The organism is Pseudomonas sp. GM48 (genome assembly GCF_000282335.1).
Classification (GTDB): domain Bacteria; phylum Pseudomonadota; class Gammaproteobacteria; order Pseudomonadales; family Pseudomonadaceae; genus Aquipseudomonas.
Map to the genome: position 1 here is coordinate 1 of NZ_AKJM01000069.1, position 12,593 is coordinate 12,593.

8 protein-coding genes are annotated in these 12,593 nt (G+C 59.4%); 6 read left to right on the forward strand and 2 right to left on the reverse strand.

Annotation, left to right across the window (positions count from 1 at the left end; translation table 11 throughout):
• Window positions 1-90: 90 nt before the first annotated feature.
• The gene (locus PMI28_RS15980) at window positions 91-2,019 is read right to left on the reverse strand and encodes a transglycosylase SLT domain-containing protein (protein WP_007986350.1); all 1,929 of its coding nucleotides are present in this window, start codon (window positions 2,017-2,019) and stop codon (window positions 91-93) included.
• Window positions 2,020-2,232: 213 nt separating this feature from the next.
• On the opposite strand from PMI28_RS15980, the gene PMI28_RS15975 reads away from it, so the two are divergent.
• Window positions 2,233-4,152, forward strand: a complete 1,920-nt coding sequence (locus PMI28_RS15975; protein ID WP_007986352.1) for an ATP-binding cassette domain-containing protein — start codon at window positions 2,233-2,235, stop codon at window positions 4,150-4,152.
• Between the two features lie 192 nt (window positions 4,153-4,344).
• On the opposite strand, the gene PMI28_RS15970 is transcribed toward PMI28_RS15975, so the two are convergent.
• A complete protein-coding gene (locus PMI28_RS15970) occupies window positions 4,345-4,785 on the reverse strand; it encodes a universal stress protein (protein ID WP_007986354.1) in 441 nt (146 codons plus the stop codon).
• 104 nt (window positions 4,786-4,889) lie between these two features.
• On the opposite strand from PMI28_RS15970, the gene PMI28_RS15965 reads away from it, so the two are divergent.
• The 5 genes from PMI28_RS15965 (at window position 4,890) to topA (ending at window position 12,401) form a co-directional block, all read left to right on the forward strand.
• Window positions 4,890-5,327, forward strand: a complete 438-nt coding sequence (locus PMI28_RS15965; protein WP_007986356.1) for a hypothetical protein — start codon at window positions 4,890-4,892, stop codon at window positions 5,325-5,327.
• A 643-nt stretch (window positions 5,328-5,970) separates the two neighbouring features.
• Entirely contained in the window at window positions 5,971-8,118 is a 2,148-nt protein-coding gene (gene fadB / locus PMI28_RS15960) for a fatty acid oxidation complex subunit alpha FadB (protein ID WP_007986359.1), read from the forward strand.
• A 29-nt stretch (window positions 8,119-8,147) separates the two neighbouring features.
• Complete coding sequence (gene fadA / locus PMI28_RS15955; RefSeq protein WP_007986361.1) at window positions 8,148-9,323, forward strand: acetyl-CoA C-acyltransferase FadA; 1,176 nt, start codon at window positions 8,148-8,150, stop codon at window positions 9,321-9,323.
• Between the two features lie 99 nt (window positions 9,324-9,422).
• The gene (locus tag PMI28_RS15950) at window positions 9,423-9,659 is read left to right on the forward strand and encodes a DUF1653 domain-containing protein (RefSeq protein WP_007986363.1); all 237 of its coding nucleotides are present in this window, start codon (window positions 9,423-9,425) and stop codon (window positions 9,657-9,659) included.
• A 114-nt stretch (window positions 9,660-9,773) separates the two neighbouring features.
• Window positions 9,774-12,401, forward strand: coding sequence for a type I DNA topoisomerase (gene topA / locus PMI28_RS15945; RefSeq protein ID WP_007986365.1), 2,628 nt, complete (start codon window positions 9,774-9,776; stop codon window positions 12,399-12,401).
• Window positions 12,402-12,593 lie beyond the last annotated feature (192 nt).

The following is a 12,593-nucleotide window of genomic DNA, read 5'->3' on the forward strand; positions in this document are numbered from 1 at the left end:
GATTTTACGACTGCTTCGCAGCCGAACGCCGCCTCGCGGGCTCGGCAGCTGCTACAGATCGCATTACCGCTTAATTAGCCGCGGCGCCTCTTATTGATCATCGAAAAACCGCTCATGCCAATCCACGATCGGCTGTGGCGAATTGAGCTTCTGGCCGTAGATTACCGAGTACGACAACACGTTTTGCACGTACTGGCGGGTTTCATCGAACGGAATGCTTTCCACCCACACGTCGAAACTCAGATGGTCCGCGCCGCGCAGCCATTGGCGTACGCGACCCGGGCCGGCGTTGTAGGCGGCGGAGGCAAGGACGCGGTTGCCGTTGAACTGGCTGTGCACCTGGCTCAGGTAAGCGGCACCGAGCTGGATGTTCTTGTCCGGATCGAACAGTTGCTGTGGCGAGCTATAGGGAATGCTGAACTTGCGTGCGGTTTCCTTGGCGGTGGCGGGCATCAGTTGCATCAGGCCCGAGGCGCCGACACCGGAGCGGGCGTCGTCCATGAACGCGCTTTCCTGGCGGGTGATGGCGAACGCCCAGCTCGGATGCAGGCCGCGATTCTTCGCTTCACGCACCAGAGTATTGCGGTGAGCCATCGGGAAGCGGATGTCCAGGTCATCCCAATACTGCGCCTGACTGATGGTGCGGATCGCCGGGAAGTACCATTTCAGGTCGTAGGCCAGTTTGGCCTGGGCGACCATTTCGTCGCGGCTGAAGTGACGGCTGACGTAGTACCACTCGCGGCGGCCATCGACGATCTGCCCGCGGGCATGCAGTTCCAGGGCGCGGCGCACGCCAGGCGTATTGCGCACCTTGTTGATGGTGGCCTGGCTGAGTACCAGCGGCTTATTGAGCAAAGAGTAGGGCGACTGCGAGCGATCGGCGGCGAGGAAGCCATAGAAGTCGCGTTCGCGGGCCAGGCTTTTATAGAGCGTCTGCGCTTCCGGGTTCTGCGGTTGCGCCAGTTCCAGGCTGCGGGCCTGCCAGTAGCGCCAGCGGTTGGTGGTGGCCAGGTCCTGGGGCAGGCGGCGGGTCAACTGATAGGCATCATCCCAGCGCGCCAGGCGCAGGAGCAGGCGCAAGCGCCATTCGGAAACCGTGTTATCGCGCAGCTCGGGGTCGTATTTGGTCATGACATCCAGTGCGCGACTGTCGAAACGTCGTGCGAGGGTCAGGCCGATTTCCCGGGCGATCGCCACTTTTTCATCCCGGGAGAAGTGCATGCTGTTGGCATAGCCATCGAGCAGGTCCATGGCCTTGTCCGGGTCCTGGCGAGCCAGGCGGCGCAGGCCGAGGCTGACCACGTCAGACATGGCTTCATCGGCCGGAGTGAAGCGTGACGGCTGGTTGAGCAGTTCCGGTTTCTGCGCGACGTCCACCAGCAAACGACCGCGAGGGGCGAGGGTGGTCATGCCGTTGACCAGGCTGTTGGCCAGCGGGTAATTGCGCGCCTGGGCGGCGAGCTTGGCGCGCTCCCAGCGTTTTTGCTCGGTCAACTGGCCTTCGGCCGCCCACATGCCGAACAGGGTGTCGCAGGCATCCGGTTGGGATTTGCCGGTCAGCCAGAGTTTTTCCGCGTTAGCGTTACCTTCGGCCTTGAGGTTGTGGCTGAGCTGGTACTGCGCATTCAGGCAGTCCAGTTCGGTGAAGTTCATTTTCGGGTCGTAATACTTGACGAAAGTCGCCCAGTCACCCCGATCCGCCAGCCAGCGCAACCAGCGCAGTTTCATCCAGTTGGCCTGGGGCAGGTCGCCGTGTTCGGCGAGGAATTTCTCGATTTCGGCGTTGCTCGCGGTTTTCAGGCGCGCGGTCAGTTCGTCGTAGGCCAGGTACGGTTCCAGCGGATAATCGGCGAGGGCCTGGCTGTAACGGAAATACGGGCCGGTATCACCCTTGGCCAGGGCGCGTTTGGCTTCATCGTAATATTGGCGTTGGGTGGACAGGTCCACCGCCTGGGCGGATTGAAACGCTGCGGCTGAAAGTAAAAAGCACGACAAAAGATTGAAAAGGCGACTGCGCATGAGACGTCCAGGCAGAGAAAACATGACAAGTGCGGGTCAGGCCCGCACTGAATTGTCTGTAGCTTAGCCTTTTGCCAGCAGCCGGCGAAAGCTTTGCGGGCCTTCCCGCATCAGTTCGCAACATTTGTCGTTCAGAGTGCTACGAGAGTGAAATTGCCGGCCTTCTGAAGCCTCAAGTCAGGTAGAATGCGCGCCCGGTTTTTGGAGAAGCTCATGACCCTGCTCAAATTCAGCGATGTGTCCCTTGCTTTCGGCGCTATGCCGTTGTTGGACAAGGTGTCCTGGCAGATCGCCCGTGGTGAGCGGGTGTGCATCATCGGCCGCAACGGCACTGGCAAGTCCAGCATGATGAAGCTCGTCAAGGGCGACCAGAAGCCCGATGACGGCTCCGTTTGGCGCGCACCCGGTCTCAAGATCGGCGAATTGCCGCAAGAATTGCCGGTAGCCGACGAGCGGACAGTGTTCGACGTGGTGGCCGAAGGCCTGGACGGCGTCGGTGCGCTGCTCGCCGAATATCACCACCTGAGCCAGAACATCGTCACCGATGCCGATCTGGACAAACTGATGCACGTCCAGCACGACCTCGAAGCCCGCGATGGCTGGCGCTTGCAGACGCTGGTCGACAGCACCCTGAGCCGCCTGCAACTGCCGGCCGACAAGACCCTCGCCGAGTTGTCCGGCGGCTGGCGTCGTCGCGTCCTGCTGGCCCAGGCCCTGGTGTCCGAGCCGGACCTGCTGCTGCTCGACGAACCGACCAACCACCTGGACATCGGTGCCATCGCCTGGCTTGAAGAAGCACTGAAGGATTTCCAGGGCGCCGTGCTGTTCATCACGCACGACCGTTCTTTCCTGCAGAACCTGGCAACCCGCATCCTCGAACTGGATCGCGGCGGCCTGATCGACTGGAACGGCGACTACGCCAGTTTCCTCGTGCACAAGGAAGCCGCGCTGGCGGCCGAAGAAACCGCCAACGCGCTGTTCGACAAGCGTCTGGCCCAGGAAGAAGTGTGGATTCGTCAGGGCATCAAGGCCCGTCGTACCCGTAACGAAGGCCGCGTACGTGCGCTCAAAGCCTTGCGCGTCGAGCGCAGCGAGCGTCGTGAGCGTACCGGCAAGGCCAACATCCAGCTGGAAACCGCCGACAAGTCCGGCAAACAGGTAATGGTCCTCGATAACGTGAGCTTTGCTCACCCGGACGGTCCGTTCCTGATCAAGGACTTCTCCATGGTGCTGCAGCGCGGCGACCGTATCGGTCTGCTCGGCGCCAACGGTACCGGCAAGACCACGCTGCTGAAGCTGATGCTCAGCGGCCTGCAACCGACCAGCGGCAAAGTGGAAGAGGGCACCAGGATCGATGTCGCCTACTTCGACCAGTTGCGCCATCAGCTGGATCTGGAAAAAACCGTGATCGACAACGTCGCCGAAGGTCGCGACTTCATCGATATCGACGGCCAGAGCCGCCACGTGCTGAGCTACCTCGGCGACTTCCTGTTCAGCCCGCAGCGTGCCCGCACGCCGGTCAAGGCGCTGTCCGGCGGTGAGCGCGCCCGTCTGCTGCTGGCCAAGCTGTTCAGCAAGCCGGCGAACCTGCTGGTACTCGACGAACCGACCAACGACCTCGACGTCGAAACCCTGGAATTGCTCGAAGAGGTCTTGCTGACCTTCAACGGCACCGTGCTGATGGTCAGCCACGACCGGGCATTCCTCGATAACGTGGTTACCAGCACCCTGGTCTTCGAAGGTGAAGGCAAGGTTCGCGAATACGTCGGTGGCTATCAGGACTGGCTACGTCAGGGCGGCTCGCCGCGCCTGCTGGGCGTGACCGAGAGCAAGTCCGGCAAGGCCGACCTCAACTCCGCTGTGGTGAAGGCCGAGCCTGCGCCAGTTGCGGCAGCCGTCGAAGCGCCAGTGGCGAAGAAAAAGCTCAGCTATAAGTTGCAGCGCGAGCTGGAAGCGTTGCCGGGCCAGATCGAAGCCATGGAGCAGCAGATTGTCGCCGTTGAAGCGCAAATGGCTGATGCGGGTTTCTACCAGCGTCCTGCGGCTGAAACCGCTGCCGTGATCGCTCAGCTGGAACAATTGCAGGCTGAACTCGACGTCATGGTCGAACGTTGGGCCGAACTGGATGCCTGATTGATCCTGCAATAAAAAAGCCCGGCTTCATTCGCATGAACGCCGGGCTTTTCATATGCAATGCAATCCGCGGACTGTTGCAGATCCAATGTGGGAGCGGGCTTGCTCGCGAAAGCGGTTCAACATTCAACGAATATGTCGACTGTCACACCTCATTCGCGAGCAAGCCCGCTCCCACATTGATGCGTGTTGTCAGGATTTGTTTTGCAGGCGCACCGCCAGCACATCGCAAGGCGCGCCATGCAGTACGTCGTTGGCGGTGGAACCCAGCAGCAGTGCCAGGCCATGTCGGCCATGGCTGCCCACCACGATCAGGTCGCAGGTTTGCTCCTTAGCGAAGTGATGGATTTCCTGGCGTGGCTGGCCGTAGGTGAGGTGGCAATTGGAGCCCTCAAGCTCTGAGTATTTGTGCTTCAGGCGTTCAAGGCGTTCCTTGGCCTGATCGAACTGCTGCTGTTGCAGTTGTGACAGGTCCATTGGCACGTCGCCACCGAAGGCCATCGCCATTGGCTCGACAATGTGCACCAGCGACAATTTCGCGCCGTTGCTCAGCGACAGTTCGCGAGCGCGGTGGATCACAGGGTCGCACTCTTCGGTCAGATCTACAGCGACCAGAATATGGTTGTAGGGCATGAGGTGCTCCTCCTGAGGATTGCAATATTGGTAAGTATGGCTGGTTTCAAGCGCATCGGTTCAAAAGTGACTGAGCGCGCCCATCAAGAATCGGGAGTACAGATATGACGGTCTGGATAGTGGTGTCAATCCTGCTGGTGGTGCTCAGCCCGCTGGCATGGTTGCGCCCTTCGCGTGCCCAGAGTGGGCGCATAGCCCTGCGGATGGAGGCCCGACGCATTGGCCTGTCCATGCAGTTGGCGCCTCAGGAGTGGCCGCATTGGCTAAGCCAGGAGCCGCCGAGCCCCTGCGCCCAGTACCATCGCCCGCGACGTGGCAGTCAGCCTGCGTGCTGGTGTTACTGGCAAAAATCACCGGGTGCCTGGGTGAATCAATGGCAGGAAGTCTGTGAGGATCGGGCGCTGCTCAATCATTTCGAAAAATTGCCAGGCAATGTCTACAAGGTTGAGGCCGACAAGCAAATGATCGCCTTGTATTGGGGCGAGAAGGGCGAAGCCGAGGTCTTGCAACAGATCGACGCCACCCTCAAAGCCCTCGCCTGAAACGGATCTGTAGCAGCTGCCGAGCCTGCGAGGCTGCGTCCGGCGACGAAGTCGTCGTAAACCCTGAGCGCACGATCAGCCTGATGTACCACGGTGCCTGATTTACGACTGCTTCGCAGCCGAACGCAGCCTCGCAGGCTCGGCAGCTGCTACAGAAGGCAATAAAAAGCCCGACAAAATCATCGGGCGGGTTGGCCAGGCAGGCCGGTAAATCGGTGTTGGCTGATCTTGCGCTGGGCATTCGCCGAAGCGTTCAACTTTTCCCCTGGTCCCGCCAGCGTAGCTTGTTAATCACGGGCTGCAGCGAATTAGGGCGACTTTTCTAACAATTGATCCTATGAATGACTTCGCATGCTCAAGCGTGTTGAAGGTCTTCGCAGTACGGATATGACCGGAAAGTCGCGTTTCAACCCGTGTTTCGGGCGATTGACAATTGTCGGAAATTCCGTGAAGGTGACGTACCCAAATCAAACGGGCGTATGAATTGAGCGTTTGTATTTCAGACCGCTCCTACAGAATCCCGACTATCGCGTTGGCGGGTGTGTCGGGTGAATCGGCGTAGCATCGACGTTTAACGTCCTGCCAAGCCATTCGCCTGCGTCCGGCGTGTACTGTTCAGCTTCCATATCGTGGAGATCAGTTGATGATTTACGAAGGTAAAGCCATCACGGTTAAGGCTCTTGAAAGTGGCATCGTCGAACTGAAGTTCGACCTCAAGGGTGAGTCCGTCAACAAGTTCAACCGTCTAACCCTGAACGAACTGCGTCAGGCCGTAGACACCATCAAGGCAGATGCTTCGATCAAGGGCGTGATCGTCAGCAGTGGCAAGGACGTGTTCATCGTCGGCGCCGACATCACCGAATTTGTCGACAACTTCAAGCTGCCGGATGCAGAACTTGTTGCTGGCAACCTCGAAGCCAACAAGATTTTCAGCGATTTCGAAGACCTCAACGTCCCGACTGTAGCCGCGATCAACGGCATTGCATTGGGTGGCGGTCTGGAAATGTGCCTGGCCGCGGACTACCGCGTCATGTCGACCAAGGCCAAGATCGGTCTGCCGGAAGTCAAGCTGGGCATCTACCCTGGCTTCGGCGGTACTGTTCGTCTGCCGCGCCTGATCGGTGCAGACAACGCCATCGAGTGGATTGCCGCGGGCAAGGAAAACCGTCCTGAAGACGCGCTGAAAGTCGGTGCTGTCGACGCAGTGGTTGCTCCAGAGAAGCTGCAAGAGGCCGCGCTGGAACTGATCAAGCGCGCCATCTCCGGCGAGTTCGACTACAAGGCCAAGCGCCAGCCGAAGCTGGAAAAGCTGAAGCTGAACGCCATCGAACAAATGATGGCTTTCGAAACCGCCAAAGGTTTCGTGGCCGGCCAGGCCGGCCCGAACTACCCGGCGCCGGTTGAAGCGATCAAGACCATCCAGAAAGCTGCGAACTTCGGTCGCGACAAGGCGCTGGAAATTGAAGCCGCAGGTTTCGTCAAGCTGGCCAAGACTTCGGCCGCACAGAGCCTGGTCGGTCTGTTCCTGAACGATCAGGAGCTGAAGAAAAAAGCCAAGGCCTACGACGAAATCGCCAAGGACGTGAAGCAGGCCGCCGTACTCGGTGCCGGCATCATGGGTGGCGGTATCGCCTATCAGTCGGCTTCCAAAGGCACGCCGATCCTGATGAAGGACATCAACGAGCACGGCATCGAGCAGGGTCTGGCCGAAGCCGCCAAACTGCTGGTTGGCCGCGTTGATAAAGGCCGCATGACTGCTGCGAAAATGGCTGAAGTGCTCAATGGCATTCGTCCTACCTTGTCCTACGGTGATTTCGGTCACGTGGACCTGGTGGTGGAGGCGGTCGTCGAGAACCCTAAGGTCAAGCAAGCCGTACTGGCTGAAGTCGAAGACCAGGTCAAAGAGGACACCATCCTCGCGTCCAACACCTCGACCATTTCCATCACCTTGCTGGCCAAGGCCCTCAAGCGTCCGGAAAATTTCGTCGGCATGCACTTCTTCAACCCGGTGCACATGATGCCGCTGGTTGAAGTGATTCGTGGCGAGAAGTCCAGCGAACTGGCCGTAGCGACCACCGTTGCCTACGCCAAGAAAATGGGCAAGAACCCGATCGTCGTCAACGACTGCCCGGGCTTCCTGGTCAACCGCGTCCTGTTCCCGTACTTCGGCGGTTTCGCCAAGCTGGTCAGCGCCGGTGTGGATTTCGTCCGTATCGACAAGATCATGGAAAAATTCGGCTGGCCAATGGGCCCGGCCTACCTGATGGACGTGGTCGGCATCGACACCGGTCACCACGGTCGTGACGTGATGGCTGAAGGCTTCCCGGACCGCATGAAAGACGACCGTCGTTCGGCCGTTGACGTGCTCTACGAAGCCAAGCGCCTGGGCCAGAAGAACGGCAAGGGCTTCTACGCCTACGAGACCGACAAAAAGGGCAAGCAGAAGAAAGTCGCCGACCCGTCGGTACTGGAAGTGCTCAAGCCAATCGTCTTTGAACAGCGCGAAGTCACTGACGAAGACATCATCAACTGGATGATGATCCCGCTGTGCCTGGAAACCGTGCGTTGCCTGGAAGACGGCATCGTTGAAACCGCTGCCGAAGCCGACATGGGTCTGGTCTACGGTATTGGTTTCCCTCCATTCCGTGGCGGTGCGCTGCGCTACATCGATTCGATCGGTGTGGCAGAGTTCGTTGCCCTGGCTGACCAGTACGCTGATTTGGGCGCGCTGTACCACCCGACCGCGAAGCTGCGCGAAATGGCCAAGAACGGCCAGAGCTTCTTCGGTTAAGCGCCCCCAACTAGAGTGAGAGTGAACTTATGAGCTTGAATCCTAGAGACGTCGTGATTGTCGACTTCGGTCGTACTCCGATGGGCCGCTCCAAGGGCGGCATGCACCGCAACACCCGCGCCGAAGACATGTCGGCGCACCTGATCAGCAAATTGCTGGAACGCAACGTCAAGGTCGACCCGAACGAAGTCGAGGACGTGATCTGGGGCTGTGTGAACCAGACCCTGGAGCAAGGCTGGAACATCGCGCGCATGGCGTCGCTGATGACCCAGATCCCGCACACTTCGGCCGGCCAGACCGTCAGCCGCCTGTGTGGCTCGTCCATGAGCGCTCTGCACACTGCTGCGCAAGCGATCATGACCGGCAACGGTGACGTGTTCGTCGTCGGCGGCGTCGAGCACATGGGGCACGTGAGCATGATGCACGGTGTCGATCCGAACCCGCACATGTCGCTGTACGCGGCCAAGGCCTCGGGTATGATGGGCCTGACCGCGGAAATGCTGGGCAAAATGCACGGCATTACCCGCGAGCAGCAGGATGCTTTCGGCGTGCGCTCCCACCAACTCGCCCACAAGGCGACCGTGGAAGGCAAGTTCAAAGACGAAATCATCCCGATGCAGGGTTACGACGAGAACGGTTTCCTGAAAACCTTCGACTACGACGAAACCATTCGTCCGGAAACCACCCTGGAAAGCCTGGCGGCTCTGAAGCCGGCGTTCAATCCGAAGGGTGGCACCGTGACCGCCGGTACTTCGTCGCAGATCACCGATGGTGCTTCGTGCATGATCGTGATGTCGGCACAGCGCGCACAGGACCTGGGTATCCAGCCTATGGCGGTGATTCGCTCGATGGCAGTGGCAGGTGTGGATCCGGCAATCATGGGCTATGGTCCAGTACCGGCCACACAAAAAGCACTGAAGCGCGCGGGTCTGGGCATCTCCGACATCGACTTCTTCGAGCTCAACGAAGCTTTCGCCGCACAGGCCCTGCCAGTGCTGAAAGATCTGAAAGTGCTCGACAAGATGAACGAGAAGGTTAACCTGCACGGCGGCGCGATCGCCCTGGGCCACCCGTTCGGTTGCTCCGGTGCGCGAATCTCCGGCACTTTGCTCAATGTGATGAAGCAGAATGGCGGCACCTTCGGGGTAGCCACCATGTGCATTGGTCTCGGCCAAGGCATCTCCACCGTCTTCGAACGCGTTTAAGCGTCTCGTTGATGGAAGCCGGGGCCAAGTGCCCCGGTTTTTGTTTTTCCGGATTTATTTTTGTTTTTATTTTGAAAAAATTTGAGTGAGGGCCAAAGCATGCCGATACAACCAGGGCTCTACCAACATTACAAAGGTCCGCAGTACCGCGTATTCAGTGTTGCGCGGCATTCGGAAACCGAAGAAGAAGTGGTCTTCTACCAAGCCCTGTATGGCGATTACGGCTTTTGGGTGCGTCCCTTGAGCATGTTCCTGGAGTCCGTCGAAGTTGACGGCGAACAGGTGCCACGCTTTGCTTTGGTGCAGGCCGAAGAAAGCCTTTTTACCAAGCCATAAGCTGAGTGCGCGCAAAACCCTGCGCTTGACCTCACCTTGTTGCCACTATATATAGCGGTGCCGCGTCAGGCGCCAATCGCCTTTCACTTCTCGAATTCAGGAATTTTCTGATCCATGGGCAAATCGCTGGTCATTGTGGAATCCCCGGCTAAGGCCAAGACCATCAACAAGTATTTGGGCAACGAATACGTGGTGAAGTCGAGTATCGGCCATATCCGAGACCTGCCCACCAGCGGTTCGGCTAGCGCCAGCAAAGAGCCAGCCGCCAAGCGCGGCAAGGCTGCTGCGGGTGAAGCGCCGGCACTGTCGCCGAAAGAAAAAGCGCGCAAGCAGCTGGTCACACGCATGGGTGTCGATCCGGACCATGGCTGGAAAGCCAAGTACGAGATCCTCCCGGGCAAGGAAAAAGTCATCGAGGAGCTGCGCCGGCTCGCCAAGGATGCTGACACCATCTATCTCGCAACCGACTTGGATCGCGAGGGGGAAGCCATTGCCTGGCACCTGCGCGAAGCCATCGGTGGTGACGACAGCCGCTACAAGCGCGTGGTGTTCAACGAAATTACCAAGAAGGCGATCCAGGAAGCCTTCTCCCAGCCAGGCGAGCTGGATATCGACCGCGTCAACGCCCAGCAGGCACGTCGCTTCCTCGACCGCGTTGTGGGCTACATGGTTTCGCCACTGCTTTGGGCCAAGATCGCTCGTGGCCTGTCCGCCGGTCGCGTACAGTCGGTTGCGGTGAAGCTGGTGGTTGAGCGCGAGCGTGAAATCCGCGCGTTCATCCCTGAAGAATATTGGGAAGTTCATGCCGACCTCGGCACCGCCAAGGGCGCGACCGTGCGTTTCGACGTCGCTCGCGAGAAGGGCGAAGCCTTCAAGCCGCTCAACGAAGCCCAGGCCATGGCCGCGCTGGAGAAGCTCAAGTCTTCCAGCTACAGCATCGTCAAGCGCGAAGACAAGCCGACCAGCAGCAAGCCGTCGGCACCGTTCATCACCTCCACCCTGCAACAGGCTGCCAGTAACCGCCTGGGCTTCGGTGTGAAGAAAACCATGATGATGGCCCAGCGTTTGTACGAAGCCGGCTACATCACCTACATGCGTACCGACTCCACCAACCTCTCGGCCGATGCCGTGGCGATGGCGCGTACATATATAGAAGGCGAGTTCGGCAAGAAGTACCTGCCGGAGACCCCGAACGTCTACAGCAGCAAGGAAGGCGCACAAGAGGCTCACGAAGCGATTCGTCCATCCGACGCCAATACCGAGCCAAGCAAGCTGTCGGGCATGGAGCGGGACGCTGAGCGCCTCTACGAGCTGATCTGGCGCCAGTTCCTCGCTTGCCAGATGCTGCCGGCGCAATACCTGTCAACCACAGTCACCGTCGGTGCCGGGGACTTCGAGCTGCGTGCCAAGGGCCGCATCCTGAAGTTCGACGGTTACACCCGTGTCATGCCGCAAATCGCCAAGCCGGGCGACGACGACGTATTGCCGGACATGGCCCAGGGCGACGCGATGAAGCTGATCAAGCTTGATCCGACCCAGCACTTCACCAAGCCGCCGGCGCGTTACTCGGAAGCCAGCCTGGTCAAGGAAATGGAAAAGCGCGGCATCGGTCGTCCTTCGACCTACGCGGCGATCATTTCGACCATCCAGGATCGCGGCTACGTTGCGTTGCACAACCGTCGTTTCTACTCGGAAAAGATGGGTGACATCGTCACCGAACGTCTGGCCGAGAGCTTCTCGAACCTGATGGACTACGGCTTCACTGCCGGCATGGAAGAGCATCTCGATGACGTGGCCCAGGGCGAACGCGACTGGAAAAACGTGCTCGACGAGTTCTACGGCGACTTCAAGAAGAAGCTCGAAATTGCCGAGAGCCCGGATAGTGGCATGCGCGCCAACCAGCCGGTGATGACGGATATTCCGTGCACGACTTGCGGTCGTCCGATGCAGATTCGTACTGCGTCGACCGGCGTGTTCCTCGGTTGCTCGGGCTACAGCCTGCCGCCGAAGGAGCGTTGCAAGGCCACCGTCAACCTGGTGCCGGGCGATGAAATTGCCGCGGACGACGAGGGTGAGTCGGAGTCGCTGGTACTGCGTGGCAAGCATCGCTGCCCGATCTGCAGCACGGCGATGGATGCCTATCTGCTCGATGAGAAGCGCAAGTTGCACATCTGCGGTAACAACCCGGATTGCGATGGTTACGAAATCGAAGAGGGCACCTATCGCATCAAGGGCTATGAAGGTCCGAGCCTGGAATGCGACAAGTGTGGCAGCGAGATGCAGCTCAAGACTGGCCGTTTCGGCAAGTTCTTCGGTTGCACCAATGCGACCTGCAAGAACACCCGCAAACTGCTGAAAAGTGGTGATGCGGCGCCGCCGAAGATGGATCCGGTGAAGATGCCGGAGCTGAAGTGCGAAAAGGTCAACGACACCTACATTCTGCGCGACGGTGCTTCCGGCCTGTTCCTGGCGGCCAGTCAGTTCCCGAAAAACCGCGAGACTCGTGCTCCGCTGGTGATCGAAATCATTCCGCACAAGGATGAGATCGATCCGAAGTATCACTTCCTCTGCGAAGCGCCGAAAAAAGATCCGGATGGCCTCCCGGCGGTGATTCGTTACAGTCGCAAGACCAAGGAGCAGTACGTGCAGACCGAGGTTGATGGCAAGCCGACTGGCTGGAAAGCGTACTACGACGGCGGTAAGTGGGCGGTCGAAGACAAGCGGCCAGCTGCCAAGGCTTAAGCACGCAGGCTGACAGTGGGCCGACTCCGTCGGCCAGCGGGAGCAAGCTCCCTCGCCACATAAGAAGGCCGCATGAGAACCCTCGGGTTTTCATGCGGCCTTTTTTTGTGCTCCTGCAAAAAAGGGGGGCTTGCGGTAATGCCAGTCAGTTAAGCAATTTCAGCCGCGACACCCTTTGTAGCAGCTGCCGAG

Coding starts and splice junctions, on each gene's coding strand:
- PMI28_RS15980 (WP_007986350.1), bottom strand. CDS start 2,019: ATGCGCAGTCGCCTTTTCAATCTTTTGTCGTGCTTTTTACTTTCAGCC.
- PMI28_RS15975 (WP_007986352.1), top strand. CDS start 2,233: ATGACCCTGCTCAAATTCAGCGATGTGTCCCTTGCTTTCGGCGCTATG.
- PMI28_RS15970 (WP_007986354.1), bottom strand. CDS start 4,785: ATGCCCTACAACCATATTCTGGTCGCTGTAGATCTGACCGAAGAGTGC.
- PMI28_RS15965 (WP_007986356.1), top strand. CDS start 4,890: ATGACGGTCTGGATAGTGGTGTCAATCCTGCTGGTGGTGCTCAGCCCG.
- fadB (WP_007986359.1), top strand. CDS start 5,971: ATGATTTACGAAGGTAAAGCCATCACGGTTAAGGCTCTTGAAAGTGGC.
- fadA (WP_007986361.1), top strand. CDS start 8,148: ATGAGCTTGAATCCTAGAGACGTCGTGATTGTCGACTTCGGTCGTACT.
- PMI28_RS15950 (WP_007986363.1), top strand. CDS start 9,423: ATGCCGATACAACCAGGGCTCTACCAACATTACAAAGGTCCGCAGTAC.
- topA (WP_007986365.1), top strand. CDS start 9,774: ATGGGCAAATCGCTGGTCATTGTGGAATCCCCGGCTAAGGCCAAGACC.